This window comes from Cupriavidus sp. CPT47-8839-RL05A, assembly GCF_058792255.1.
This window is the reverse complement of the sequence record NZ_JBYTEG010000001.1, coordinates 404082-430514: the sequence shown is the minus strand read 5'-3', so window position 1 is coordinate 430514 and position 26433 is coordinate 404082. Positions and strand designations below refer to the sequence as shown.

The window sequence follows — 26433 nt, the reverse complement described above, 5'->3', positions numbered from 1 at the left end:
ACAGAAGGCTAGCGTCTCGCGAGGAGTCTCATCATGGCAGCCAAGGAGATCCAGTTCCAGGAGTCCGCGCGCCGCCGCATCGTAGCGGGTGTCAATCTGCTGGCCAACGCGGTCAAGGTCACGCTCGGTCCCAAGGGGCGCAATGTGGTCCTCGAGCGATCGTTCGGGGCCCCGCTGATCACCAAGGATGGGGTGTCGGTCGCCAAGGAAATCGAGCTGGGCGACAAGTTCGAGAACATGGGGGCCCAGTTGGTCAAGCAGGTTGCGTCCAAGACTTCTGACGTGGCCGGTGACGGCACCACGACCGCCACCGTGCTGGCCCAGGCGATGGTTCAGGAAGGCATGAAGGACGTGGTGGCGGGCCTGAACCCGATCGATTTGAAGCGCGGCATGGACCTCGCCGTGGGGGCCGTCGTCGAGGCGTTGCGAGAACTGAGCCGGCCCTGCACTACGAGCAAGGAGATCGGCCAGATCGGCGCGATCTCCGCCAATGCCGATGAGGCGATCGGCAAGATCATCGCTGACGCGATGGCCAAGGTCGGCAAGGACGGGGCCATCACGATCGAAGACGGCAAGTCGCTGGAGAGCGAGCTGGAGGTGGTCGAAGGCATGCAGTTCGATCGCGGTTACCTTTCCTCGTACTTCATCAACCAGCCCGAGAAGCAATCCGTCATGCTCGAAGAGCCGTACATCCTGCTGCATGACAAGAAGATCTCGGCGATTCACGATCTGCTGCCGGTGCTCGAGGCCGTGGCCAAGACCGGCAAGCCGTTGCTCGTCGTGGCCGAAGACGTGGAAGGCGAGGCGCTTGCGACCCTGGTCGTCAACTCCCTGCGCGGCACCTTCAAGGCCGCCGCGGTGAAGGCACCGGGCTTCGGCGACCGGCGCAAGGCCATGCTGGAAGACATTGCCATCCTGACCGGCGGCACGCTGATTGAGGAACAGACGGGCCAGCAGCTCAAGCATGTCGTGCTGGACGATCTGGGCCACGCCAAGCGCGTCGAAATTGAGAAGGAGAACACGACCGTCGTCGGCGGCGCGGGCGAGCACGCGGCAGTCGAAGCCCGCATCAAGGCCATCCGGCGGCAGATCGACGAGGCCACCAGCGACTACGACAAGGAGAAGTTGCAGGAGCGGGTCGCCAAGCTGGCCGGTGGCGTGGCGGTGATCCGGGTTGGCGCCGCCACTGAGGTGGAAATGAAGGAGAGGAAGGCGCGCGTCGAAGACGCCCTGCACGCCACGCGGGCCGCGGTCGAGGAAGGCATCGTGGCGGGCGGCGGCGTCGCGCTGCTGCGCGCCCGCGCCCAGCTTGCGCCGCTTCAGGGCGCCAACGCCGACCAGGAAGCCGGCATCCGAATCGTGCTGCGTGCCCTGGAGGAGCCGCTGCGGCAGATCGCCGCCAATGCCGGCGAGGAAGCGTCGGTGGTGCTTAGCCGGGTACTCGGTCATGACGGCAACTTCGGCTGGAATGCGGCCACCGGTGAATACGGCGACCTGTTCGAGATGGGCGTGATTGACCCAACCAAGGTGACCCGTACCGCACTGCAGAATGCGGCTTCGGTCGCCGGGCTGATTCTGACCACGGACGCGACCGTGGTAGAGATGCCGAAAGACCACGGCAAAGTCGCAGCGGTGTCACCGGAGCTGGAGTATTGACGGGGACACGCAAGGCGTGCGGCCGGTCCCATAGGCTGTGGAGGACATCATGAGCAAGATCATCGGCATTGACCTCGGCACTACGAATTCGTGTGTGGCGCTGATGGAAGCCAACCAGGTCAAAGTGATCGAGAACTCCGAAGGCTCACGCACGACACCATCCATCGTCGCCTATGTGAACGACGAGGAAATCCTCGTCGGCGCACCGGCCAAGCGACAGGCCGTCACGAATCCAAAGAACACGCTATTTGCGGTCAAGCGGCTGATCGGCCGCCGCTATGAGGAAAAGGAAGTGCAGAAGGACATCGGCCTGATGCCCTTCATGATCTTGAAGGCCGACAACGGCGATGCCTGGGTCGAAGCGCAGGGCACGAAGCTCGCCCCACCGCAAGTTTCGGCTGAAGTGCTGCGCAAGATGAAGAAAACCGCCGAAGACTATCTCGGCGAGCCCGTCACCGAAGCCGTCATCACGGTGCCCGCCTACTTCAACGACAGCCAGCGCCAGGCGACGAAGGATGCTGGTCGCATCGCCGGCCTCGACGTCAAGCGGATCATCAACGAGCCGACCGCGGCGGCGCTCGCGTTCGGCCTGGACAAAAAGGAAAGCCGCGACCGCAAGATCGCCGTGTTCGACCTCGGCGGCGGCACCTTCGACATCTCCATCATCGAGATCGCTGACGTGCAAGGCGAGAAGCAGTTCGAAGTGCTGTCGACCAATGGTGATACGTTCCTGGGCGGAGAAGACTTCGACCAGCGGATCATCGACTACATCATCGGCGAATTCAAGAAAGACCAAGGCGTTGACTTGTCGCGCGACGTGCTGGCGCTGCAACGCCTGAAGGAAGCTGCGGAGAAGGCCAAGATCGAGCTCTCGTCGAGCCTGCAGACGGAAATCAGCCTGCCATACATCACTGCCGACGCCAGCGGGCCGCGGCATTTGAACCTGAAGCTCACGCGTGCCAAGCTCGAAGCCCTGGTCGAAGACCTGATCGAGCGCACGATGGAGCCGTGCCGCATCGCCATCAAGGACGCCGGCGTATCGGTGGAAAAGATCGACGACGTGATTTTGGTGGGCGGCATGACCCGCATGCCCAGGGTGCAGGAGAAGGTCAAAGCGTTCTTCGGCCGCGAGCCGCGCAAGGACGTCAACCCCGACGAGGCGGTGGCGGTGGGTGCGGCGATCCAGGGCGCGGTACTCACCGGTGAGCGCAAGGACGTGTTGTTGCTCGACGTCACCCCGCTGTCGCTCGGGATCGAGACCCTGGGCGGTGTGATGAGCAAGATGATCACGAAGAATACCACCATCCCGACCAAGTTCTCACAGGTCTTCTCTACGGCCGACGACAACCAGGCGGCAGTAACCATCAAGGTGTACCAAGGCGAACGCGAGATCGTTACGGGCAACAAGATGCTGGGCGAGTTCAACCTGGAGGGCATTGCACCGGCGCCGCGTGGCATGCCGCAGATCGAGGTGACGTTTGACATCGACGCCAACGGCATCCTGCACGTGTCGGCGAGGGACAAGGCCACCGGCAAGGAGAATCGGATCACCATCAAGGCCAACTCCGGCCTGTCTGAAGGCGAGATCGAGCGCATGGTGAAGGACGCCGAGTCCCACGCCGACGAAGACCGTCGACAACGCGAGTTGGTCGATGCGCGCAACCATGGCGACGCACTGGCGCACAGTACGCGCAAGGCGCTGGCCGAATTCGGCGAGAAGCTGGAGGCGGGCGAGAAGGAGAAGATCGAAGCCGCAATCAAGGACCTCGAGGCGGCACTGAAGACCTCCGACAAGGCCGAGATCGAGGCCAGGGCGCAGGCCCTGGCCTCGGCCTCCCAAAAGCTTGGCGAAGAAGTCTATGCGGACGTTCAGGCTCAGCCGGACAGTGGCTCCGATCGCGCCGCGGACGCGAAAGAGGCGAGCGCCGAGAAGAAAGACGAGAACGTGGAGGATGTTGAGTTCAAAGAAGCAGGGGCCAAGCAGTAAGCCAGCCGACGTCAAACGTGGGGTGTCCTCAAGAAACGGCTCTCTTGTGCGTTAGCGACCTCTGCCGGTGTTTTCTTGTAATGACTTCGCGGCCGGCATATACGGCCAAGAACACGCCTATGTGTGGCCGCGACAGTCAGAGGCTCATCAAACCGGTTAGCACCGACTGACGCCTTCGCCGGGAACCAAAGACCAATTCGTACGGGTGTCATAACCTTACCGAAAACCGCCCCCAATACCGGTCCTGCTGCGGCTGCCATCTGTGAGATGTCTTCATGGAGATTACCCCGTGTGCTATTTGTGAACCGTCAGAAAACCGCACATCAGTGGGCTCCTGCGGCCCACAGATCATCGACGATGCGGCTGACACCGATTGGAATCCGGTTCTCCTGCCAGACCTCTTAATGGAGGATACGATGAACACCGACCCGAAAAAGTGGAATCTCTTCAAGTTCCTTCGCGGGGCGGCCCGCAAGTCCGATGCGGACAGCCCGGAAAGCCCGCCGGCAAGCGAACAGTGGCGTGCCTCCTGGCCTGACATTCCGCGACTGTTCTCACGCGAACCGTGGCGCGTAGTGGAGGAGTTCTTTCATGACCCGTTTGCCGGCCGTGGTGCGCTCGAGCGATGGTTTGGCGACTTCAGTTCCTCGCGCTTCCAGCCCCGCATCGACGTGGTCGACGAAGGGCAGGTGCTGCGCGTGACCGCCGAATTGCCAGGGATGGAGCGCGAAGACCTGAACGTGAGCGTCGAGGACGGGGCGATCGTGCTGCGCGGCGAGAAAAAGCAGGACGTGCGCAGCGAGGAAGATGGCTGCTACCGGCTAGAGCGCGCCTATGGAAGCTTCGTGCGCACGATTCCCATGCCGGAAAACGCCGACCCCGATCACACCCTGGCAAAGTTTGACAATGGTGTGCTTACGTTGACCGTGCCGAAATCGGAGCCGGCGCGATCCGCGAGTCGCACGATCGATATTGGCTAGCAGGCAAGAAGTGGCTTGGTGTCGGGCGGATATCGTGCGAGCCGTGCCATTAGCTCAGCAGCAGCGGACAGCGGACTCTTAATCCGTTGGTCGCTGGTTCGACTCCAGTACGGCCTACGGGACAAGGGCACCGGTGATCACCGGACGCATTCAGGTCCCGCCTGTCTCCGGCTCCCTGAGACTCACCGGAAAATGGATCTCAAAGCTTGTGCCGTGCCCTTTACGCGATTCGAAAAGGATGACGCCCTCAAGCGTCCGGCAAAGCTCCTTCACGATTGCCAGTCCCAGTCCGTTGCCCGGGATGTCCCCCTCTGCCGCCCGCTCGAATTCGTTGAACACGCGTGCCTGGTCAGATGGCGCAATGCCCACGCCCGTATCCGACACCCGCAGATACCAGTGATCCGCGTCCACCCTGCCCACCGTCAGGCGAACCTCGCCCTCGGGCGTGTACTTCAGGGCGTTCGACAGCAGATTCGTCGCCACCTGCTTAAGCCGGAGCCGGTGCGAGCGAACGGAACTCAACCCGGGATCCCGCTCGGCTTCGAGCCGCAAGCCTCTTTCTTCAACCAGCGGACGTGAAGTCGCCACCAGTTCGTCGAAAAGCTCGCCCAGGTCAACCGTGTCGGGGAGGACTGGTGAGACGTCGCCGAGGACGACTGAATACTCCACCATCTGGTCGACCAGTTGCTTCATGTCGGCCGCCTGCCGGCTCGCCAGTGCAACGCCGGTTTCCGCTTGCGCCGGCGCGCGGGAGATCAGTTGCAGCGCAATCGAGAACCCATTCAGGAAATTGCGCAGGTCGTGCACGACGCCGCGCGTGATCTGCATGCGCGACTCGTGCAGCTCGCTTACCAGCCGCTGCCTGAGTTCGAGCTCATGATTGGCGCGCTCGAGACGGGCAGTATATTGGTCGATCTTGCGCTCGCGCTCGGACACGACCGCCCGGATCGATGTCCGCGTCACGAAACTGCGCGCCTCATCGATCAGGCGGCGCGCGCGGGCTTCGTATTGTCGGCTGAAGCTCGGGACCGACTGCGCATATTCGTCGAGCGCGTCATCTAGCACCTGACCGAACAGGTCCAGCTCACGCACCAGTTCCACGATCTGGTAACCCTGACGCCAGCGCACATTGCCGTGCTGACGCGCCTCCCGTCCGATCTCCGGCTCGGCATGGTCGAGATCTTCCGCCTCGAGCGCCACGCAGATGCCGTCGAAAATCTGGGGCAGATGGTCAGCGAGCTGTTCGTACGTCAGCCGGTCGGCCTCCGTCAGGATTTCATCCGCAGATACAGCGCGCATCCACCGCTCAGTCAGGGCGGTTCGGCGCCGCTGGAGAAAGGCGGCAAAGCCGCGAAGCGGCGCCGGTTGCAGGTCGGGCATGATCAGATTGGGTCGGCAAATGGGAAACGAGGGTTGGCCCGGACGGATTGGCGCGTGACCAGCGACGAGGCTGCATGGGTTGATTCTCCGTCAGACCGGCCCTCTGGACCGGGACTTACATGATGCAGGGGCAATCTACACAGTATCAAGCTCAGACTCGCCGTGGAACCTACGTGTGTGACCCCGTCCATTAGCGCCCCAGCCAGCATCGACCCCGCGTACCCAACGTCCAATCCCGACATCTGCTCAGGTGTCAGCCAGTTGGTCCGCCGTCTCGGTACCGTCACCTGCTCGCCTGTGTCGTTTCTGGCCAGTCCCACTCACTGGTTGCAGCCCGACCTCTTCGAGCCTGGCCTTGAGAAAGGCATCGGCGTGATCCAGCCAGCTGCGCACTTCGCCTTCCGGTGTGTTCAGCAAGCGCGCAATGTTGTTCACTGGAACGTCGTCCACGCGTGCTAGCAGCACAGTTCGACGCCACTGGTTAGGCAGCTGCGATAGCAATTTGCCGACAATCTCGTGCAATTCGTTCTGGGCGGCTACCGCGTCCGGGCTAATGGCAGCGTCAGGCACCATATCTTCCATCCGCAGCAACTCATCCGGTTGCCAGTACTCGAACACCGCGTCATCAATCTCATCATGAGGGCGTGCCGGCAGAACCGTGGCCTTGGCCTCGAGCGAGACCCAGCGGCCTTCTTCGCTGCGCCGCCGCACAACCTCAGCTTCCAGCACGGCCAGCGCGAGGCCATGCAGTTCATCCTCGCTCAGTACCACCTGCGGAGCCTGGTTCAGTCGCTCGAGGGCGCGAGTCAGTGTCTCGTCGACCACATCGTCCAAGGTCGGATCCGTTTCTGCCAAGTCGCCGCGTGCCCGCAGATAGGACAACTCGCGCTGCGCGAAGCGTCGCAGTGGCGACAGCAGTGCCCGAACCTGTTCGTCGAAACGTGCCGATTCCGCCGGGGTCGCCGTGGTGGCGGCCTTAATTCGTCGCAGCCCCTCACGGCGCTGCTTGCGCCGCCAAGTATCTTCCCGGCGCAGGCGTGCGAGGTGGCGCTCGATCTGGCGTTCAAGGTCGACGAACGACGCCCTCAGCGCGCTTCGGATCGACTTCCCGTCTTCTGTGCTGACTAACGTGCCACGCGGCAGCGCCAGCCGCAGCCTGACATGATAGGAGGGGTGGGCGGCGTCCATCGCTAGATCGGCGCGCAGCAGCGCCCGTTCCGCCAAGAACCGTTTGAGATGACGCTTGAGATAATGCGCAGCAGACTCAGTGAGCATCTGCTCGCACCGCGCGTGCGAGGCCTCGGCGATGTTTTGGTATCTCACCAGCAGTTTCACGACATCCCCGCAATGTGTTTGCAGCCACGTGGTCGTATCTCGGGTGCCCCGACTGGCTAACGCGCCCTGTGTTGAACACAGTCGGCTGCAATAGCCTATCGCGCCGCGGGACGATTGCAGCCAACATCCGACTTCTCTTCACGAAGGGCCTCACCACGCGTGGGCCTCGCCAGCACGCTTGCGGCCGCATTCCCCCGGGGGGCCAGTTGCTGTTGGGCTGAAGTTGCCCGCTTCGGCTGGCCTGAGCCAAAACACCAAGGGCAAACTCCCCCTGGCACCACGGCGTGCAACCAAAACTCGCAAGTGGGTGTGCCGGTTCAGGGCACCCAACCAATCCGATCGCCAATGCACGGCCGTTACAGGGCGAAACGGAAATGCCCACTGTGCAGCACGATATTGCGTGATCCAGTCAAGTCAAATAGGGTGCGTGCGACGCTTTCAATATTATCGCGATGTCCCTGTAGGGCCTGTACCAGCTCCTCTGGCCGATGCGAGCCGCGCCCCAAAGTGATCCTCAAGCGCCTCCGCCGTAATGGCATAACATGCGGGCGTTCCGTCCACGCGCGCGGCGCATTCGAGGCTTAAGTCAGCAGCACGGTTCGGTGCGAGGGAAGTCAATCTGTTGCATTGCAATACCCCAGGAGCGAAACCGAGATTGCCATCGAACTCGGTCGCCGAGTCGGTTTGTTGCCAGTGTAGGCAGCTACAGACGGACTACAAGGTCGCGCAGCACGCCGTACGGCTAGCCGGTTCGTCAGCATTGCCAGCTATGTGGCCGGCGCGCCATGCAGCCCGGCGGCAGAGGCGGCCTATCGCTTGCGTTATGGCCCCCCCATGAGAGCTTGGACCATGGAGCGAGCGTCGGGCGAGCCATGCCCGGATCGCCGGCTACCCTGGGCGGCCCGACGAATCGAAATCCGGCGACTCGTCGTCCAGAATTTCGAACACCTCTTCCGCCTTGCGTCCCAAGCTGGACTCAGGGTTGCGCAATTGAGGCTCGTCGGCGCGCAACCGTTCGCAGGCCCGCCGCACATCCTCAACTGTCGGCTCGATGTCCAGGATCCGTGCGATCACTTCATCGTCAACGGGACCCACAATCTCGCGGATCTCACTTGCGCTCGCCAATCGCGAATCGCTCTTGGTCGTGTTCATGGCGATGTCTCCTATGCGGTGGAGGCGGCGTCTTGCCGAATCCGACGCCCGTACAGAATACAGACGCCGCAGCCTGAAGCGATGTGCCATCTGATCCTAGGTGGTTCCCGAGGGCGGCGCCAAGGGCTTGTCTTCTTCGCACCGGTTGGGGTAGGTGGTCGCCGCCTTCATCAGCCGTTCTTGCGTGTAGGCGCCGGCGAGCTGACCGTCCACCAGCAGGTAGAATTTCCACGGCTGGTCACTCCCGCGCGTGGCGTTCTGGTCGAGCAGGATCGCGGTGCGACGTACCACCTCTTGCCAGTCTCGGCTGACGACAATGTCGTGCGCGCTCTGATTGGCGCCATCGGGACGGTAGGTGACCAGTGTGTAGGTCAGCGTGTTCATGCTCCCTCCTCTTTGGTGCCGTTGTGCTCGTCTTGCCTCCGCGAGCGTAAAGCCTACGAACCGAGGACCCGCCCGGCTTCGCCCCTAATAGCTGAGCGCACTTGGCTGGTGCCTCTGGCGCACACGCATATCTCGCGCCACAGGTGCTCGCCCGCATGGGCATACGATGGGGGATCAGCCCGCGCTCAGCCCGGCCATCGCGGCTGGCAGCGTGGCAGGCGCTTGCAACGCGCCTGCTCGCTTGTAATATTAAGTGAGGCGGTGTGCGCGAAGGTGGCCCGCCTCGCTTGCGCTTGGAGCCGGCATGATCCCCGTGCCGACGGGCGCCGGTAGCACACTCGGATAGCCAAGAAGTGTCGCGTCGTGGCTGGATTTTCGCTGGCGTGGCAGTCGCCCTGTGCGTGGGTGGCTATGTCGCCTACGGCCTTGTTGCCAACGAAGTGCGCACTTCGCAATGGCAGGCGCACTATCTTGGTCGCTTCACCAGGCAGTTGAGCTTCGACGTGCAGTCGGGCGCCAGCGACAGCATCCGCTTTCCCCATTCCGGCCCCTATGACGCGCGTCTGGGTTACGGCCGGATGCCGGACTTCACCGAGCGGCTGACGCAACACGGCTACGTACCAGCGGAGCAGGCGCGCATGTCGCCTGCAATGGTTCGGCTGATGGACTACGGCATCTTCCCGCCCTACCGCGAGAAGAACCAGGCCGGCCTGGCGCTGCGCGACTGCAACGGCCTGACGCTGGCGTTCGAACGCTATCCGCAGCGGCAATATGACAACTTTGCGGCCGTGCCGCCGGTACTGGTCGGCGCGCTGCTGTTCGTCGAGAACCAGGGACTGCTGAATCCGGAGTACCCGAACCTGAACCCAGCGCTCGACTGGAAGCGCCTGTCGCGGGCGGTGATGGACCAGGTGATCCGCCTGGCCGACCAGTCGCACGAATCGCCCGGCGGCAGCACGTTGGCCACGCAGCTCGAGAAGTATCGGCATTCCCCGGATGGCCGCACGCAGTCGATTGCGGAGAAATTCCGGCAGATGGCCTCGGCCTCGCTGCGCGCCTATCTGGATGGGCCGGACACGCGGCGTGCGCGCGAACGCATTGTGGTCGACTATCTCAACACGGTGCCGCTATCGGCGCGGGTGGACTTTGGCGAGGTCAACGGCATTGGCGATGCGCTGTGGGTCTGGTATGGCGAGGATTTCGCCGAGGCCAACCGGCTGATGACGCAGATGGACCCGCACGCTCCCACCGGCCGCGAGGCGCAGGCGTTCAAGCGCGCGCTGGCGCTGATCATTGCGCAGCGCCGGCCTTCCTACCACCTGCGCCGTGACGACACCAACCTGGAGGCGCTGACCGGCAGCTACCTGCGTCTGCTGGCGGCCAACCGCGTCATCACGCCCGCGTTGCGCGACGCCGCGCTGCGACAGCCGCTGGCCAAGGCGGCACCGCCGCCCAAGCCCGAGCCGGAGCCCTTCGTCACGCGCAAGGCCGTCAACCGCGTGCGCGCGGATATCAGCCGGGTGACCGGCATCGACAACCGCTACGACATGGACCGCCTGGACCTGACCGCGGACAGCACCATCAACCGGGAGGCGCAGCGCATCGTCACCGATATCCTGCTGCGGATGCGCGACAAGGACGAAGCCCGCAAGATGGGCCTTTACGGCCACAACCTGCTGCGCGACCAGGATGACCCGTCCAAGCTGACGGCGAGCTTCACGCTGTTCGAGCGCGTGGGCAATGCCAGTGTGGTGCGGGTGCAGGCGGACAATGTGGATCAGCCGTTCGATGTCAATAGCGGGGCGCGCTTCAATCTGGGATCCACCGCCAAGCTGCGCACGCTGGTGACCTACCTGGAAATCGTCGCCGAGCTGCACGGCCGCTATGGCGGCATGAGCCGCGCGGAGCTCGCCGGCGTGAAGCTGGCGAAGCAGGATTCGCTCAGCCACTGGGCGGTCGATTACCTGAGCCAGGCGCGCTCCCCGGCGGAGCGCGAACTGACGCCGATGCTGGAAGCGGCCATGGAACGCAAGTATTCCGGCAACCCGGGCGAAGCCTTCTTTACCGGCGGCGGGCGGCAGAGCTTCAGCAATTTCGAGCGCTGGGAAGGCGAGCGCATCATGACCGTGCGCGAAGGTTTCCAGCATTCGGTCAACCTGGTCTTCATCCGCCTCATGCGCGACATCGTGCGCCATGAGATGTTCCACGCCAAGTCCGACATGAGCGACATCTTCGAGGACCGCAACTCGCCCGAGCGCCGCGCCTACCTGGAGCGCTTTGCCGACCAGGAGGGCAGCGCGTACATGACCGGCTTCTACCAGCACTACCGCGGCAAGAATTCGGACCAGCGCCTGGCAACGCTGCTTGGCCGCGTGCGCCTGAGCACGCCGCACTACTCCGCGGTGCGCCTGTCGGTGACGCTGCTAAGCGCGCGGCCGGCCCTCGACGAAGAGAGCTTCATCCGCATCATGCGCTCGCGGCTGCCAGCCAAGCAGCTCGCCGGCGAAGACCTGCCGGCGCTCTACCGCAAGTACGGCCACGACAAGTTCAGCCTCAATGACCGCGGCTACCTGTCGCGCATCCACCCGCTGGAACTGTGGATGGTGGAATACCTTGGCAAGCATCCGGATGCGACGCTGGCGCAGATGCTGCGCGACAGCACCGCCGAACGCCAGGAGGTATACCGCTGGCTGTTCCGCTCCCGCAGCAAGGCCGGCCAGGACAACCGCATCCGCACCCTGCTGGAGCAGGATGCCTTCCAGCGCATTGCGAAGCGCTGGCAGCGCCTGGGCTACCCCTTCGATTCGCTGACGCCGTCGTATGCCACCGCCATTGGCGCCTCGGGCGACCGGCCCGCCGCGCTGGCAGAACTGGCCGGCATCGTCCTCAACGGCGGGGTGAGCACCCAGACGGCCACCGTGCGCAGCCTGGATTTTGCCGCCAACACCCCCTATGCCACGCGCTTTGTCCTGCAGCCGGCGCCGGGCAAGCGACTGCTGCCGCCCGAAGTGGCATCCCTGGTGCGGCGCTCGATGCTGGACGTGGTGGAGCGGGGCACGGCCAGGTCGATCCGGGGCACGTTCGCGGTCCCCGGCAGGGGCGGCGCGCCGCTGCCGGTGGCCGGCAAGACCGGCACCGGCGATCAGCGCTTCCAGGTGTATGCCCCGGGCGGGCGGCTGGTCGCGTCACGCTCGGTGACCCGCTCGGCCACCTTTGTCTTCGTCTTGGGCGAGCGCTTCTTCGGCACCGTCACCATCAGCGCGCGGGAGCCGTACGCGGCCAGGTACCGCTATACGAGCGCGCTCGCGGTGCGGCTGCTGCGCTACATGGCGCCGCAGGTGGCGGCCATGGCCGCGCAAGGTGGCGAGCAGGCCCTGTTGCGTTGCGGCGACCGACCCCAAGAAGCTTCGCCGTCGGCGTCTCGGTGCACTGAACGGAACGCTGCGGAGATATGCCCTCGAAGTCTCAATCCGTTAATATTCGGTCGCTCCCACGTCCTCGCTCCCGCTACTACGAATGGCGCAACGAGATCGCCACAGGCACCACGCAACTAGGCTTTGACGAGTGGCTTTTCATCGGCTGAACTGCGTCGGAAAGAGCCGGCAGCCGGCAGAAGCCGCAACAAATGAACACCTGTGAGATACCATTTGGCCGAGGTCGAGTTTGAACTGGTCGATGGCGGCCGTTACCGGGTGGTCCATCCGACGAAGGGCGCACGGTACTTCCGGTGTCTGCTCGATGGCAACTACCTCCTCATCGCGCCAGACTCGTTTGTCCAGTTACCTTGGATCACCATCGCCGGCGTATTCACGCCAGGTGAGTTGAAGTCGCTGACGCGAGTTGACTAGACACCACGATGGCACCGCACGGGCAAAAGACAAAAAACAACCGCACCCTGACTGGTTACGAGCGTGGCTGCAAAAGGCAGACCAACGGGGATAGAGCGCTCCCGGGATCTCTTGGTCGACACTCATGGAATAATAGGAAAGCTCTGGCTGGGGAAGTAAGCCGCACTTGGTCATTGCTCGGGCGCGACATCGCTGAGGTTGCGACCGCTACGGTGCGGGGTAGAGTCCTGAGCAGTTCTTCATCGCAGTTCTACGCCAGGACTTTCGGCTCCGCTTGGGCGCGCCCGGCCAAGCGAAGAGCCAGGATTCCTCAGGCCGAGCCGCTACGTGGTGCACCCCATAGCTGAAGGTATTCCGGACGGTAAGGCTTGGGGCAGAAATGATCGAAGCCCGCCTCCAGAACTTCACTGGGCATCGTGTCGCCACGCCCACCGCTGAAGGCGACGATCACGGCTTGCTGGGCCCAGGGTTGGGCACGCAGGCGCCGGGCAACCTCCAAACCAGTGATTCGCGGCATGTCCAGATCGAGCACGAACAGCTGCGGCTGAAAGACCGCTGCAAGTAGCAACATGGTCTCGCCGTCGTCGGACCAACGGGCGTCCCACCCGGATTGCCGCAATAGTTCACAAAGCGCGCAAGCCCCGTTGGGATCGTCATCGAGAATGAGCGCACGTCGCAACACGGGTTCCGAGTTCCATTTGGGGCCTCCCTTCTATTTATTCGTAGCAAACGGTTGCCGCGGATGCAACGGTGTCGTTGGGACTTCCTGCGATGGGCCCGATTTCGGCCTGGATCTTCGACACGGCGTTCTGGCCTGAGTCCTAGTCGGCAACGTCGAGCAGGTTGGCCGGTAAGCGCCGACCCTGCGCTGCAAAGCGCTCCAATCTATCCATGGCGACAGTGCTGTTCTTCGGCGCATGGGTACCAACCAACGTAGCGACTGGCATAGTGCGCGGTCTCGTTGATGGAATCAAAGCGCCTATAGGCGACTCAGCGCTCCGGCAGCCGTAGCGGCCGGAACTTCCCTGCCTGCAGTTTGTTGCTTTGGCGCCACACATAATCGCCGGTCAAGTTAATGTGATCCCATCCCAGCGGGGACAGGTAGGAAAACAGTGCGGGATCGATTGCCATGCCGCAGCCCATCAGTGCCTGCACAGCACGTTCGAGATAGACGGTGTTCCACAGCACGATTGCCGCTGTGACCAGGTTCAGTCCACTGGCGCGGTAGCGTTGCTGCTCGAAGCTGCGGTCGCGAATTTCGCCGAGCCGGTAGAAGAAGACGGATCGCGCAAGCGCGTTGCGGGCCTCGCCCTTGTTGAGGCCCGCATGGGTACGACGGCGCAACTGCAGGTCCTGCAACCAGTCCAGCGTGAACAATGTCCGTTCGATGCGGCCAAGCTCGCGAAGTGCTACCGCTAAACCGTTCTGTCGCGGGTAGCTGCCGAGCTTTCGCAGCATCAATGAGACGGTAACCGTGCCCTGGCGGATCGACGTGGCCAGGCGCAGGATTTCATCCCAGTGTGACCGGATCAGTTTTTCCTTGTACGCACTGCCGATCATCGGTGCCAATGCCGGATAGTCGTCTGGGCTGCCCGGGATGTACAGCTTCGTGTCTGCGAGATCGCGGATCCGGGGCGCGAACCGGAATCCGAGCAGATGCATCAGAGCGAAGACGTGGTCGGTGAAGCCGTTGGTATCCGTGTAGTGCTCCTGGATCCGCAGGTCCGACTCGTGGTACAGCAGGCCGTCGAGCACGTAGGTCGAATCCCGAATGCCGACGTTGACCAGCTTGGAATGATAAGGCGCGTACTGATCCGAGATGTGCGTGTAGATCATCCGGCCGGGTTCGGAGCCGTACTTCGGATTGACGTGCCCGGTGCTTTCGGCTCGGCCGCCGGCCTTGAACCGCTGACCGTCCGACGATGACGTGGTGCCATCCCCCCAATGGGCAGCGAACCCATGGGCGGACTGCGCATTGACCAGATCGGCAAGGCCCTGAGAATAGGTTTCGTCCCGAATATGCCACGCCTGCAGCCAGGACAGCTTGGCGTAGGTGGTGCCCGGGCAGGATTCCGCCATCTTGGTCAAGCCGAGATTGATGGCGTCGGCAAGGACAGTCGTGAGCAATAGCGTCTTGTCGGCGGCCGGTTCGCCCGTCTTCAGGTGCGTGAAATGGCGGGTGAATCCGGTCCAGCCGTCGACTTCCATCAGCAGTTCCGTGATCTTGACGCGTGGCAACAGGAACGCGGTCTGGTCGATCAACGTCTGTGCCGCCATTGGGACGGCGGCGTCGAGCGGCGAGATCTTCAGGCCGGACTGGGTGATGATCGCGTCCGGCAGCTTGTTCGCGGTGGCTAGCCGGTTGACGGTTGCCAGTTTCAGTTCGAGCAACCGGCGCCGCTCATGCAAGTAGCGGTCGCAATCGGTGGCGACCGGCAGCGGCAGCAGGCGGCTCTGTTGGAGCGCGACGAACTTCTCTGGGGGCAGCAGGTACTCATCGAAATCCTTGAATTGCCGCGAGCCCTGGACCCAGATGTCACCGGAACGCAGCCGATTCCTGAGCTCCGACAGCGCGCACAGCTCATAGTAGCGACGGTCGATGCCATTCTTGGCGCGTACCAGCGGCTCCCAGCGCTTTTTGATGAAGGAAGTGGGCGCATCGGCCGGGACTTTGCGTGCATCGTTGACATTCATCTTTCGGATGGTGTCGATGGCGGCCAGCACATCCTTGGCAGCCGGCGCGGCACGCAGCTTCAGGACCTCTAGGAATTCGGGCACGTAACGTCGCAGCGTCGAGAAATGGTCGCCGACCAGATGGAGGAAGTCGAACGCCTCAGGCTGGGCGAGCTGCTCGGCCTCAGTGACGCTCTTGGTGAAGATATGCCACGGCATCACCGTTTCGATCGCCTCGAAGGGGTCGCCGCCGCGCTCCTTCGCCTCCAGGAGGGCCCGGCCGACTTTTGAGTACTGCCGGATCTTGTCATTGACCGCCTTACCGGACAGGTGAAACTCCTCCCGGTGCTTCTTCTTCGCCAGATTGAACAGGCGCCCCAAGATACGGTCGTGCAGATCGACAATCTCGTCGGTGACGGTGGCGCAGGCCTCGACCACGATGGCGGTCAGGGTCGCGTGACGGCGCTGTGGCTCGAACTTGGCGAGGTCATGGGGCGTCATCTGGCCGCCCTCGCGGGCGATCTTGAGCAACCGATTCTGGTGAACCAACCGCTCGATGCCTTCTGGCAAGCCGACGGACCGCAACCTCTTCAGCCGATCGATGTGCTGCAACATCTGTCGGGAGCTGGCCTTGCCCGGTGGCAGTCGCAGCCAGGCCAGCCAGGTCAGGCGCCCGTCCGGGCGGCGCTGCAAGAGATGATCCAACTGTTGCCGGTGGTGTTCCGTGAGCGGCTCGGTCAGTATCTGGTAGATGCGGCGGGTGGCTCGCGTGACGGCCTCCGCGCAAATGCGTTCGATCACGTTCATGCCCGGCAGCAGCAAAGATTGCTCACGCAGGTGGTCAATCAATGCGGTGGCAAGGATGACGGCCTTGTCGGTTTGCTGCGCCAGCTCCGACAGCGACTGCACGGCGGCGCGATAGTCTGCCATCGTAAAAGGACGCATCCGAAGCACCGTCTGCAGTTCCGCCTGGTGCTCCCTTCGGGTCTGATCGCGCCGCCCGTAGTCCCGCCAATGCGTGGGCGCAAGGCGTAGCTGCTGCGCGACCATCTCCAGCAAGGTCGAGGGAGGATCCTCGCCGGCGGCCAGCATGATGCCGGGATGGCGCATGTAGCAAAGCTGGACGGCGAACCCGAGCCGATTGGCGGCGCCGCGACGCTGGCGGATCAGCGCGAGATCTGACTCGTTGAACGTGTAATGACGGATGAGTTCGTCCTCGCTGTCTGGGAAAGCGAGGAGGCTCTCCCGCTCAGTGGTGGAAAGTACAGTACGACGTGGCATGCCAATGCTTTCGATCGAGTGGAAACGGTCGTGCCGCGCCGGTTTCCGCGGGTCAGGTTTCGGGAAAAAGTGCGGAGTTTAAAGCGTTCTATTCAGATAATCCTTCTTATCACAACAAATCTGTTTCTGTCGTAAACTGGCAACCATGAAATCACGCCAGACACCGCCCCCCGCACTCGGCATCCCGGAGTCCCACGACTTCCCCGATGAGGCTTCGCTCGCCGCACTGCGCGGCTGGTATGCGGGCCTGTCTTCCCGCGCGGCGGTGGAGCGCTATCTGCCCCACGCGAAGGCCCCCGGCCAGTCGGCGCGCGGCATCCTCGGCCGAATCCGCCGGCAACTGATCGCCTTCGCCCAGCACCGCCAGCGCGCCGACCTGGCCGAGTTGCTGCGGCATCCGGTCAACGAACGGCTGCCGCGCGCGAGTGCTGTTGGCCACGCCATCAACGTTCTGCGCGCCCTCCCGGCGCCGCAGCCACAGGTTACTGACGACATCGAACTTTGGCTGGCGCCGCGGGCCGTGCGCACGCTGCGGGCTCATGGCATCCGGACGCTGGCGGACCTGACCGTGCGCGTGCCGCGCCGGCGCCGCTGGTGGAGTACGATCCCGGGACTTGGGCAAGCGAGCGCGCGGCATATCGAGGCGTTCTTCCACACCCATCCGCAGTTGACGGAACGGGCGCGCGCCCTGATTGCCGCCACGCCGCCGGGCGCCGTGGTGCCGTGGGAGCGACTTCGCCTGCCGCACGAGGTGGACGGCTCGCGGGGGAGTTTCCGGGCACCGCAGCAGGCCTGCACGCTCGACGCCGCCAATGACTACGAAGCGGTGCGGGCCTGGCTCTCCCTGCACGAAGCGCCGACCACGCAGCGCGCCTACCGCAAGGAAGCCGAGCGGCTGATCCTGTGGGCGATTGTCGAGCGCGGTCGGGCGCTGTCATCGCTCACGACTGAGGACGCCATCGCCTATCGCAGCTTTCTGCGGCGGCCGACCCCGCGCGAGCGGTGGATCGGACCTCCGCGAGCGCGCAGCGCGCCCGACTGGCGCCCCTTCGCACGGGGGCTGTCCGCACGCTCGACGGCCTACGCGCTCTCGGTGCTGGGCGCCCTGTTTCGCTGGCTGATCGAACAGCGCTACGTCCTGGCCAACCCTTTTGCCGGCATCAAGGTGCGCGGCCGCACGCGAGTCGCGGCACTCGATACCTCGCGCGGCTTTACCGAAGGCGAATGGTTGCTGGTGCGCACCATTGCCGATGGCCTGGAATGGTCATACGGCTGGGACGCGCCCGCAGCGCAACGCTTGCGATTCATCCTCGATTTCGCCTACGCGACCGGTCTGCGGGCCAGTGAACTGATTGGCGCGACGCTTGGCGATATCCACACGGACGAACACCACGGCCACTGGCTCCACCTGGTCGGCAAGGGCAGTCGGCCGGGGAAAGTGGCGCTACCTCCGCTTGCGCGCACGGCGCTCGATCAGCACCTTGTGCAGCGCGGCCTGCCGGTAACGCCAGCCCGTTGGGATCCCAAGATGCCCCTGATCGCCAGCCTGGAGCAGGACAGCGCAATCAGCATCACCGGCACCCGCCTGTGGACGGTAATGCGGCGCTTCTTTGGCCAGGCTGCGGACATCATCGCCGGCGATCACCCGGCAGTCGCGGAAAAGCTGCGCCGGGCCAGTCCCCACTGGATGCGGCACACGCACGCGACCCATGCCCTGGCCCGCGGCGCGGAGCTGACCACCGTGCGCGATAACCTTCGCCACGCGTCGGTGGCCACCACCTCGATCTACCTGCAAAGCGATGAGGTCAAGCGAGCACGCCAGATGGATCAGGCCTTTGCCGCACGGTAGCGAGCCTCTGGCCGGGTTTCCAAAAGCCTAGCGTGCAATATTGTCCGTTTTCTGAAGCGCCCCCGATTTCGCCGCGCAGCGGGCGGCGTGGGACCAGGAGCGGGAAACCGTGACCCAGCGCGCCGCCGCCAATGAGCGTCGTATGGCGCTGGAGCTGGACGCGGCGCGTGTGGCGGCCAAGGAGACCCAGAAGCTGCTGGAAGCCGAGCGCAAGGCGGCCGTTGAGCGGCTGACGCGTGCCGCCGAGGCCGCGTCGCGGCAGGGCAGCGAGATGACCCGCCTTGGCCAGGCGCTCGCCGTTCTGGAAGAACGGGTGCGGCAGCGGGAGAGCCTGCTGGCCGAGTATCGCGACCAGGCGGGTGCCGCAACCACGGCCACCGCCGGCCCCGTCAGTCCGGCCGTCCGCCGCACACGGCCTGCCCGCGCTGCACTGGCTGCCGGCAAGGGCAGCCGGCGATACACGCGAGGCTTATAATGTGCCTGGCAGAGCAACCACCCACGGATGCATGGCGGGTGCGCAGGCGGCTTTTGTCAATTGAGCTATACTGAATGCTCATTTGATGGGGTCTGCCATGCCGCTCACACTCACTCCCGACGGCCGTTATCCGCTGGCTCATGAACGCCCGGCTCCGCCCGAGCTGAGCGTCAACAACTACGTCGCCGTCTATGAGGCCAGCCTGTCGACGCAAGGCGCCATGTCGGTCATCCGCGCGATTCGTGAAGGCGTGCCGGCTTCAGACCTGACCCGCCTGGCCGAATCCATGGGCACCACCAAGGAGCAGCTGATCAAGACACTGGACTTGCCGCGCGCCACCGTGGACCGCAAGGCGCGGGCGCACCAGAACCTGTCGAGCGAGCAGAGCGAGCGTGTGCTGGGCATGGCGCGGCTGGTCGGGCAGGTCCAGGCGCTGGTGGAAAGCTCGGGCGATCCGCGCGGGTTCAGCGCGGCACAGTGGGTGGCGCAGTGGCTGGAGCAGCCGTCGCCGGCGCTGGGCGGGCGCCGCCCCGCTGAGCTGATGGATACGCTCGCCGGCCAGCGCATCGTTTCCGACCTGGTGGCCAGGATGCAGAGCGGGGCGTACGCGTGAGGCCAGCCTGGCGGATCGCGACCGACACCCCAGACTACACCGCGGACGATGCCAGCGGCGCCGGCGCCAAGGCTACCGGCGGGCGCTGGAACCGGCAGGGCACGCCCTTGATCTATGCGGCGTCCAGCATCGCGCTGGCTTGCCTGGAAACGCTGGTCCACCTGGGCGCGGGCGGGCTGCCGCTGAACCGCTACCTGGTCCGGATCGACATCCCCGACGAGCTATGGGCGGCCGCGCAGCAACTGAGCGCGGACACCGCCCCCGTTGGCTGGGATGCCATTCCCGCCGGCAAGACCAGCCTCGACACCGGCGAAGCCTGGACCGCCGCGGGCACCAGCGCCTTGTTGCTGGTGCCTTCCATCGTCATTCCCGAAGAGCACAACGTGCTGGTCAACCCGGCACACCCCGACGCCGCGCGGCTGGCCTACGTCAAGCTGCGCCGCTGGCAGTACGACGCGCGCCTGGTCTGAGGCTCAGGCGGTGGCGCCGGCGCGCAGCATGTGCTTCTGGATCTTGCCGCTGGTGGTCTTGGGCAATGCATCCAGGAAGTGATAGCGGCGCGGGCGCTTGTACGCTGCCAGCCGGTCGCCCTGCAGCAGGAAGGCGTCGAGCTGCGCCGCGCTGACCGGTGCGTCGCCGTGTGTCACCACATAGGCGCCGACGACCTGGCCCCAGGTCGGATCGGGTTCGCCCAGCACCGCTACTTCCAGCACGGCCGGGTGCTCGATCAGCGCGTCTTCCACCTCGCGCGGATAGACGTTCTCCGCGCCGGAATTGATCATGTAGTCGATACGGTCGCGGATCCACAGGTAGCCGTCCGCATCCAGGCTGCCGAGGTCCCCGGTGTGGTACCAGCCGTGCGCGAGCGCGCGCGCATTGGCTTCCGGGCGGTTCAGGTAGCCCTGCATCATGCAGGGGCCACGCACCAGCACTTCGCCGACTTCACCGGGCGCGCACGGCTGCATGGGGTCGGTCGGCTCGCCGTCGTCGCGCAGCCTGGCCACCACCAGGTCATGGCCGAGCGCGGGCAGGCCTGCCGAGCCGGCGTGGCTCAGCTGCTCATGCGGGTAAAGCACCGACATGCACGGGCCCATTTCCGTGGTGCCGTACACCTGCACCAGCCCGGCGCCGACCTTGCGGTCCCATTCGCGGATCAGGTGCGGCGCCATTGACGCGCCGCCGTATTCCACCAGCCGCAATGAAGACACGTCGCGTGTTTCGGCATCCGGATGGTTCAGCAGCATGCCCACCATGGCCGGCGCGGCAAAGAAATGCGTGACGCGCTCGCTTTCCACCAGTTGCCAGGCCTCGCCCGCGTCGAAGCGGCGCTGCAGCACCTGCGTGGCGCCAAGCTGCAGCCGCGGCAGGAAGCTGGTGTGCAGCTCGGCGGTATGGTTCAGCGGCGCCACCGACAGGCCTACGTCCTCGCGCGACAGCGTCATGGCCTGGTGCATCATCGCGTTGTGCTGCAGCTTGCTGCGATGGGTGTGCACCACGCCCTTGGGGCGGCCGGTGGTGCCGCTCGTGTACATCAGGATGCAGGGGTCGTCTTCGTGGACCGTCACCGCGGGCAGCGTGGCCGGCTGGCCCACAACCAGCGTGTCGAGCCGATGTGTGGCAAAGGCGGGCGCGGCATCGGGGTTGGCATAGATGCGCAGCGCGGTGACGGGGGCCAGTTCGGCCGCCTTCTCGACGACGCCCGCGCCTTCCTGCTCGAACAGCACTGCCTTGGCACCGCCATCGTTCAGGATGTATGCCAGTTCCTGCGCAGCCAGGCGGTAGTTGACCGGGTTGTAGACCGCGCCGATGCGCGCCGTGGCCAGCAGCGTGAAGACGAAGGCCGGAGTGTTATAGAGGAAGGCCGCGACTACGTCGCCCTTGCCGATCCCCAGCGACTGCAGTGCGTGCGCGTGGCGGTCGACCTCGGCATCGAGCTCCGCGTATGTCCACGCGCGTCGCCCGGCGCCAATGCCGCTGACCAGCGCGGTCTTGCGGGGCAGGTAGCGCGCGGGCCAGGAGAGGGTGTCGCCAAGGGTGATGCCGCGGGTCAAGGTTGTGCTCCGGTCATGGTCCGCCGCCGGCTTGCCGGCAGGCGGTTGTTGTCTTGTAAGCCGGACAATATAGAGCGGCGGGTGGGGCACATGGAAATAAAGTTTTGCTCTTTCCTTATGCCGGAGCGGCGGTCACGCGATAAGGCTCTTGCGTGATACTGTATATTCATACAGTTACCGCCGCGCCCCGTTTCCTGTGTCCGCCGTCCCGCCACCCATTCCAGCCCCGCCTGCCATGCCAGCCGCACCGGCCTACGTGGTGGCCGTGCGCGCGCTGTGCGAATTCACCGCCAAGGCGGGCGACCTGGACCTGCGCTTCGTGCCGACGCCATCGGCGCAGGAGGGCGTGGCCGGGCATGCGGTAGTAACCAGCCGGCGCGGGGAGGCCTACCAGGCCGAAGTGGCGCTTGCCGCCGATTTCGGGCCCTTGCGTGTGCGCGGCCGTGCCGACGGCTACGATCCCGTCGCCAACCGGCTCGAAGAAATCAAGACCGTGCGCGGCGATGCCGCGGTGCCGGACAACCACCGCCACCTGCACTGGGCGCAGGCCAAGGTCTATGGCTGCCTGCTATGCCGCAAGCTGGGGCTCCCCGGGCTGGAGATCGCGGTGGTCTATTTCGACATCATCAGCCAGCGCGAGCACCCGGTTGCGGAGCACTTCACTGCGCAGGCGCTTGAAGCCTTCTTCGTGCAGACCTGCGAGCAGTTCCTACACTGGGCGCAGGCGGAACTGGCCCACCGGCAGGCACGCGATGGCGCGCTGGCGCAGCTGGCCTTTCCGCACCAGGGTTTTCGCCCGGGCCAGCGGGAACTGGCGCAGGCGGTCTACAACGCCAACCGCGCGGGCCGCCACCTGCTGGCGCAGGCGCCCACCGGCATCGGCAAGTCGGTCGGCACATTGTTCCCGGTGCTCAAGGCCATGCCGGGGCAGGGCATCGACAAGGTGTACTTCCTGTCGGCCCGCTCCACCGGGCGCGGGGTGGCGCTGCACGCGGCCAATGCGCTGCGCGGCCACGGCGCGCAGCCGCTGCATGTGCTGGAGCTGGTGGCCCGCGACAAGGCCTGCGAGCATCCGGAGCTGGCCTGCCACGGCGAGTCCTGCCCGCTGGCGCGCGGCTTCTATGACCGCCTGCCGGCAGCACGCGAAGCGGCGCGCGGCGTGCCGGTGCGCGACCACGCCGCGGTGCGCACGCTGGCACTGGCACACGGGATCTGCCCTTACTACCTGTCGCAGGAGCTGGTGCGCTGGAGCGACGTGGTGGTGGCCGACTACAACTACTACTTCGACCGCAGCGCGTTGCTGTATGCGCTGACCGCGGCCAATGGCTGGCGCGCCAGCGTGCTGGTGGACGAGGCCCACAACCTGGTCGAGCGTGGCCGCGCCATGTACACCGCCGAACTCGACCCCCAATCGCTGCGCGAGGTGCGCCGCGGCGCGCCGGCCGTCGTGCGCAAGCCATTGGCGCGGCTGGCCCGGCAATGGAGCGCGCTGGCGCGCCAGGGCGACGACGCCTATGAAGTCCTGCCCGAAGTGCCCGCCGCCTTCCGCCGCGCACTGGACGAATGCTGCGCGGCGGCACTGACGCATATGACGGAGCATCCAGGCGCGCAGGATCCGGCGCTGCAGCGATTCTATTTCGATGGGCTGCATTTTGGACGCCTGGCCGAGCAGCTCGACGCGCATTCGCTGTTCGATATCCAGCGCGTGCCGCGCAGCGGCCGCGGCCACCATGCGCGGCTGTGCCTGCGCAATGTCATCCCGGCTCCGTTCCTGCGCCCGCGCTTTGCAGCCGCGCATTCGGTCACGCTGTTCTCAGCGACCCTCGACCCCGCCGCCTACTACCTCGATACGCTGGGTTTGCCGGCCGATTGCGCGCGGGTGCAAGTGCCATCGCCGTTCCGCGCCGAGCAACTGTCGGTGCGGATTGCAGCGCGCATCTCCACCCGCTATGCGCGGCGCGAACAATCGCTGCCGGCCATCGTCGCGCTGATGGCCGGCCAGTTCCGCGCGCGGCGCGGCAACTACCTGGCGTTCTTCAGCAGCCACGAGTACCTGCAGCAAGCCGTGGCCCGCTTTGCCCAATCTCACCCCGATATTCCGCATTGGGTGCAGTCGCGGGGCATGGACGAAGCCGCGCAGGCGGCGTTCCTGGGTACGTTTGCGGAAGGCGGCGAGGGCATCGGCTTTGCGGTGCTCGGCGGCGCCTTTGCCGAAGGCGTGGACCTGCCCGGCGAGCGCCTGATCGGCGCCTTCGTTGCCACCCTGGGGCTGCCCCAGTTCAACGCGGTCAACGAGCAGTTCCGCGCGCGCATGCAGCAGGCGTTCGGGCGGGGCTATGCCTATGCCTACCTGTATCCCGGGCTGCGCAAGGTGGTGCAGGCGGCGGGCCGGGTCATCCGCACGCAGCAGGACCAGGGCGTGGTCTACCTGATCGACGACCGCTTTGCCGCGGCCGAGGTGCGCGAACTGCTGCCGGCATGGTGGGAAATCGCCACGGCGGCGTAGAAATTACACAGCCGGGCCGGTCTGGGGCATCCTCTTTGCGCGGAGCCTGCCCGGAGTCGCCGCTGGAACGAATCTGGCAGGCATGCGGATACCATCAGCCAGCTATCGCGAAAGGATCAGATCCATGCCCATGACCCAGCAATACGCGGCCACCGAGCCGACCAGCACGGAAGTGGATGCGCTGCCGGGCGCCACCGTGCTGGAATTCGGCGCGCCGTGGTGCGGCTACTGCCAGCGCGCCCAGCCGGCGCTGGCCGAGGCCTTTGCCGTGCATCCGGCATTGCGCCATCTCAAGATCGAGGACGGCAGCGGGCGCCGGCTTGGCCGGTCGTTTCACATCAAGCTGTGGCCGACGCTGGTGTTCCTGCGCGACGGGCAGGAAGTGGCGCGGCTGGTGCGCCCGACCGAGTCCGAGCCGATCCGCGAGGCCATGCGCCGCATTGCCTAGCCCGGCCGCCGCGCGCTGCCTTACTTGGCGAACACCTGGCTCAGGTCGCCAAAGGCCTTGAACTCCAGCGCATTGCCCGAAGGGTCCAGGAAGAACATGGTGGCCTGTTCGCCCACCTGGCCCTTGAAGCGCACATGCGGCTCGATCACGAACTGCGTGCCCGCCGCGCGCAGCCGCTCGGCCAGGGCCTCCCATTCGGCCATCGGCAGGATCGCGCCGAAGTGCCGCACCGGCACGTCGTCGCCATCGACGGCACTGGTGGCGCGGTGTCCGCACTCCTCGGGCGACAGGTGCGCCACCACCTGGTGGCCATAGAAATTGAAGTCCACCCAGGCCTCGGAACTGCGCCCTTCGGGGCAACCAAGCAAGTCGCCATAGAAGCGCCTCGCCTCGGCCAGGTCGCGCACGGGGAAAGCCAGGTGGAACAGGGGAATAGAGGAAGTCGCGCTCATGCGGGGGCCTTTGTCGGGGGTCGTTATGCGGGCAGGCGTTGGCCTGCGCGTTGATTGTAGCCAGCACAACCCGTAATATGAAGCGGATCATTTTTGCCCTGAGCATCAGACTTTTCGATAGATGACCCGCTACTTCCAGACCTTCCTGGTGGCCGCCGAAACCGGCTCGTTCTCCGCCGCCGCGGCGCGGCTGGCGCTGACGCAGTCGGCCGTCAGCACGCAGATCCGGCGGCTGGAAGAGGACCTGGACTGCGTACTCTTCGATCGCACTGGCAAGTCGGTCGCGCTCAGCGAAGCCGGGCGCCGGCTGGTGCCGGAAGCGCGGCGCTTTGTCGAGCTCTATGCCGCGATGAAGGACCGCGCCGGCCCGCATGCCGACGCCGCGCCGGTGGAGCTGGGCGCGGTGTCGACGGTCCAGGCCACCTTGCTGGCCGATGCGATGCGGCATTTCCGGGGGCGGTTTCCGGACTCGCACGTCAACGTGGTGCCGGGCATGTCCACCCAGCTGCTGACGCAGGTGGATGCGCGCGAGCTGGACATCGCCGTGCTGATCCGGCCGCGGCTGGGCTTTCCGCCGGACCTCAAGTGGGTGCCGCTGGTGCGCGAAGGCTTTGTCGGCATCGGGCCCGCCGGTGCGCCTGCAGACCTGCGCGCGTTGCTGGAGACGCTTCCGTTCATTCGCTACAACCGCCACAGCACCGGCGGGCAGCTGGTGGACGGCTACCTGAAGCGGCAGCGGCTATGGGTCAGGGAAGGGATGGAGCTGGATGAGCCGGCCGTGATCCTGCAGATGGTGGCAGCTGGCCTGGGTTGCGCCATCATCCCGTCCGAACTGGTGCCATTGCAGCAGTCCGCGGGCGTGGTGCAGGCGCCATTGCCGGGCGGGCCGCTCTATCGCGACGTGGGCGTGCTGGTGCGCGAATCGGCACTGCGCCGCGCGCCGGTGGCGGCGCTGATCGATGCCTTTGTTGCGGCCAGCGCACGCTGGCAGCCTGCCGTGGTGTAAGGCGCGATACTCAGCGGCTGCCGGGCAGGACCAACGTGACCAGCACCGAGGCATCGGAGATGGCGGTCACGTCGTAGCGCACGCTCGGCCCCAGGTAGAGCAGGTCGCCCTGGTGCAGCTGGCGTTCGGCGCCGTCCACCCGCACGCGCACCTCGCCCTCCAGGCATTGCACGGTCATCGGGCCATCCACCGCATGGGGCGGCACATGCTTGCCCGCCTTCAGCACCAGCCGCATCACTTCCAGCGGGCCTTCCTTGAACAGGGCCTGGGTGGCGGTCTGGTCCAGCCGTGTGCCCAGTGGCAGCACGCTGGCGATCTGTCCGGATTCAAGATGGGGAAGGGACATGCGCGGCTCCT

At 65.3% G+C, this 26433-nt stretch carries 21 protein-coding genes and 1 pseudogene; 12 read left to right on the top strand and 10 right to left on the bottom strand.

Annotated elements, in window-relative coordinates; genetic code table 11:
• Positions 1-33: 33 nt before the first annotated feature.
• The 3 genes from groL to AC3WVS_RS01870 all read left to right on the top strand — a co-directional run bounded on the left by groL (position 34) and on the right by AC3WVS_RS01870 (position 4623).
• Complete coding sequence (gene groL, locus AC3WVS_RS01880; protein WP_492317133.1) at positions 34-1656, top strand: chaperonin GroEL; 1623 nt, start codon at positions 34-36, stop codon at positions 1654-1656.
• 49 nt (positions 1657-1705) lie between these two features.
• The gene (dnaK, locus tag AC3WVS_RS01875) at positions 1706-3643 is read left to right on the top strand and encodes a molecular chaperone DnaK (RefSeq protein ID WP_492317132.1); all 1938 of its coding nucleotides are present in this window, start codon (positions 1706-1708) and stop codon (positions 3641-3643) included.
• Positions 3644-4059: 416 nt separating this feature from the next.
• Positions 4060-4623 (top strand): Hsp20/alpha crystallin family protein, encoded by a 564-nt coding sequence (locus AC3WVS_RS01870; protein ID WP_492317131.1) that lies wholly within the window; start codon positions 4060-4062, stop codon positions 4621-4623.
• Positions 4624-4773: 150 nt separating this feature from the next.
• Here AC3WVS_RS01870 and AC3WVS_RS01865 read toward each other — a convergent pair whose 3' ends face one another.
• The 5 genes and pseudogenes from AC3WVS_RS01865 to AC3WVS_RS01845 all read right to left on the bottom strand — a co-directional run bounded on the left by AC3WVS_RS01865 (position 4774) and on the right by AC3WVS_RS01845 (position 8874).
• Complete coding sequence (locus AC3WVS_RS01865; protein ID WP_492317130.1) at positions 4774-6003, bottom strand: sensor histidine kinase; 1230 nt, start codon at positions 6001-6003, stop codon at positions 4774-4776.
• A gap of 246 nt (positions 6004-6249) precedes the next feature.
• Complete coding sequence (locus AC3WVS_RS01860; RefSeq protein ID WP_492317129.1) at positions 6250-7338, bottom strand: sigma factor-like helix-turn-helix DNA-binding protein; 1089 nt, start codon at positions 7336-7338, stop codon at positions 6250-6252.
• Between the two features lie 356 nt (positions 7339-7694).
• Positions 7695-7966, bottom strand: a pseudogene (locus AC3WVS_RS01855) (DUF1488 family protein).
• A 260-nt stretch (positions 7967-8226) separates the two neighbouring features.
• Positions 8227-8490 carry a hypothetical protein gene (locus AC3WVS_RS01850; protein ID WP_492317128.1) on the bottom strand — a complete coding sequence of 88 codons (264 nt, stop codon included), beginning with the start codon at positions 8488-8490 and terminating at the stop codon, positions 8227-8229.
• Between the two features lie 96 nt (positions 8491-8586).
• A complete protein-coding gene (locus AC3WVS_RS01845) occupies positions 8587-8874 on the bottom strand; it encodes a hypothetical protein (protein ID WP_492317127.1) in 288 nt (95 codons plus the stop codon).
• Between the two features lie 353 nt (positions 8875-9227).
• Here AC3WVS_RS01845 and AC3WVS_RS01840 point away from each other — a divergent pair, with 353 nt between their 5' ends.
• On the top strand, positions 9228-12428 hold the full coding sequence (locus tag AC3WVS_RS01840; RefSeq protein ID WP_492317126.1) for a transglycosylase domain-containing protein: 3201 nt from the start codon (positions 9228-9230) through the stop codon (positions 12426-12428).
• A gap of 93 nt (positions 12429-12521) precedes the next feature.
• Positions 12522-12722: a hypothetical protein gene (locus AC3WVS_RS01835; RefSeq protein ID WP_492317125.1), complete on the top strand. Its 201-nt coding sequence runs from the start codon at positions 12522-12524 to the stop codon at positions 12720-12722.
• Positions 12723-13032: 310 nt separating this feature from the next.
• Here AC3WVS_RS01835 and AC3WVS_RS01830 read toward each other — a convergent pair whose 3' ends face one another.
• Positions 13033-13404, bottom strand: coding sequence for a response regulator (locus AC3WVS_RS01830; RefSeq protein WP_492317124.1), 372 nt, complete (start codon positions 13402-13404; stop codon positions 13033-13035).
• Positions 13405-13712: 308 nt separating this feature from the next.
• Positions 13713-16676 (bottom strand): Tn3 family transposase, encoded by a 2964-nt coding sequence (locus AC3WVS_RS01825; protein WP_492317123.1) that lies wholly within the window; start codon positions 16674-16676, stop codon positions 13713-13715.
• Positions 16677-16821: 145 nt separating this feature from the next.
• On the opposite strand from AC3WVS_RS01825, the gene AC3WVS_RS01820 reads away from it, so the two are divergent.
• The 4 genes from AC3WVS_RS01820 (at position 16822) to AC3WVS_RS01805 (ending at position 20083) form a co-directional block, all read left to right on the top strand.
• Entirely contained in the window at positions 16822-18525 is a 1704-nt protein-coding gene (locus AC3WVS_RS01820) for a site-specific integrase (protein ID WP_492317122.1), read from the top strand.
• Between the two features lie 109 nt (positions 18526-18634).
• Complete coding sequence (locus AC3WVS_RS01815; RefSeq protein WP_492317121.1) at positions 18635-19000, top strand: hypothetical protein; 366 nt, start codon at positions 18635-18637, stop codon at positions 18998-19000.
• Between the two features lie 97 nt (positions 19001-19097).
• Complete coding sequence (locus tag AC3WVS_RS01810; protein WP_492317120.1) at positions 19098-19613, top strand: Xre family toxin-antitoxin system antitoxin; 516 nt, start codon at positions 19098-19100, stop codon at positions 19611-19613.
• Positions 19610-20083 (top strand): RES family NAD+ phosphorylase, encoded by a 474-nt coding sequence (locus AC3WVS_RS01805; protein ID WP_492317119.1) that lies wholly within the window; start codon positions 19610-19612, stop codon positions 20081-20083. Before AC3WVS_RS01810 ends, AC3WVS_RS01805 begins: the two co-directional genes overlap by 4 nt.
• Before the next feature lie 3 nt (positions 20084-20086).
• Here AC3WVS_RS01805 and AC3WVS_RS01800 read toward each other — a convergent pair whose 3' ends face one another.
• Entirely contained in the window at positions 20087-21664 is a 1578-nt protein-coding gene (locus AC3WVS_RS01800) for a fatty acid--CoA ligase (protein ID WP_492317118.1), read from the bottom strand.
• A gap of 235 nt (positions 21665-21899) precedes the next feature.
• Between AC3WVS_RS01800 and AC3WVS_RS01795 the strand changes: the two genes are divergently transcribed.
• Together AC3WVS_RS01795 and AC3WVS_RS01790 are read left to right on the top strand one after the other, a co-directional pair.
• A complete protein-coding gene (locus AC3WVS_RS01795) occupies positions 21900-24170 on the top strand; it encodes an ATP-dependent DNA helicase (protein ID WP_492317117.1) in 2271 nt (756 codons plus the stop codon).
• A gap of 124 nt (positions 24171-24294) precedes the next feature.
• Entirely contained in the window at positions 24295-24618 is a 324-nt protein-coding gene (locus AC3WVS_RS01790; RefSeq protein ID WP_492317116.1) for a thioredoxin family protein, read from the top strand.
• A 20-nt stretch (positions 24619-24638) separates the two neighbouring features.
• Here the strand turns inward: AC3WVS_RS01790 and AC3WVS_RS01785 are convergent, their stop codons facing one another.
• Positions 24639-25070 (bottom strand): VOC family protein, encoded by a 432-nt coding sequence (locus tag AC3WVS_RS01785; RefSeq protein ID WP_010809388.1) that lies wholly within the window; start codon positions 25068-25070, stop codon positions 24639-24641.
• Between the two features lie 121 nt (positions 25071-25191).
• Here AC3WVS_RS01785 and AC3WVS_RS01780 point away from each other — a divergent pair, with 121 nt between their 5' ends.
• Positions 25192-26076 (top strand): LysR family transcriptional regulator, encoded by an 885-nt coding sequence (locus AC3WVS_RS01780; RefSeq protein ID WP_492317115.1) that lies wholly within the window; start codon positions 25192-25194, stop codon positions 26074-26076.
• 10 nt (positions 26077-26086) lie between these two features.
• Here AC3WVS_RS01780 and AC3WVS_RS01775 read toward each other — a convergent pair whose 3' ends face one another.
• Entirely contained in the window at positions 26087-26422 is a 336-nt protein-coding gene (locus tag AC3WVS_RS01775; RefSeq protein ID WP_492317114.1) for a cupin domain-containing protein, read from the bottom strand.
• Positions 26423-26433 lie beyond the last annotated feature (11 nt).

Excerpts from the sequence above, each read along its gene's own strand:
- groL (WP_492317133.1), top strand. The coding sequence starts at position 34 with ATGGCAGCCAAGGAGATCCAGTTCCAGGAGTCCGCGCGCCGCCGCATC.
- dnaK (WP_492317132.1), top strand. The coding sequence starts at position 1,706 with ATGAGCAAGATCATCGGCATTGACCTCGGCACTACGAATTCGTGTGTG.
- AC3WVS_RS01870 (WP_492317131.1), top strand. The coding sequence starts at position 4,060 with ATGAACACCGACCCGAAAAAGTGGAATCTCTTCAAGTTCCTTCGCGGG.
- AC3WVS_RS01865 (WP_492317130.1), bottom strand. The coding sequence starts at position 6,003 with ATGCCCGACCTGCAACCGGCGCCGCTTCGCGGCTTTGCCGCCTTTCTC.
- AC3WVS_RS01850 (WP_492317128.1), bottom strand. The coding sequence starts at position 8,490 with ATGAACACGACCAAGAGCGATTCGCGATTGGCGAGCGCAAGTGAGATC.
- AC3WVS_RS01845 (WP_492317127.1), bottom strand. The coding sequence starts at position 8,874 with ATGAACACGCTGACCTACACACTGGTCACCTACCGTCCCGATGGCGCC.
- AC3WVS_RS01825 (WP_492317123.1), bottom strand. The coding sequence starts at position 16,676 with ATGCCACGTCGTACTGTACTTTCCACCACTGAGCGGGAGAGCCTCCTC.
- AC3WVS_RS01820 (WP_492317122.1), top strand. The coding sequence starts at position 16,822 with ATGAAATCACGCCAGACACCGCCCCCCGCACTCGGCATCCCGGAGTCC.
- AC3WVS_RS01810 (WP_492317120.1), top strand. The coding sequence starts at position 19,098 with ATGCCGCTCACACTCACTCCCGACGGCCGTTATCCGCTGGCTCATGAA.
- AC3WVS_RS01795 (WP_492317117.1), top strand. The coding sequence starts at position 21,900 with ATGCCAGCCGCACCGGCCTACGTGGTGGCCGTGCGCGCGCTGTGCGAA.
- AC3WVS_RS01790 (WP_492317116.1), top strand. The coding sequence starts at position 24,295 with ATGCCCATGACCCAGCAATACGCGGCCACCGAGCCGACCAGCACGGAA.
- AC3WVS_RS01785 (WP_010809388.1), bottom strand. The coding sequence starts at position 25,070 with ATGAGCGCGACTTCCTCTATTCCCCTGTTCCACCTGGCTTTCCCCGTG.
- AC3WVS_RS01780 (WP_492317115.1), top strand. The coding sequence starts at position 25,192 with ATGACCCGCTACTTCCAGACCTTCCTGGTGGCCGCCGAAACCGGCTCG.
- AC3WVS_RS01775 (WP_492317114.1), bottom strand. The coding sequence starts at position 26,422 with ATGTCCCTTCCCCATCTTGAATCCGGACAGATCGCCAGCGTGCTGCCA.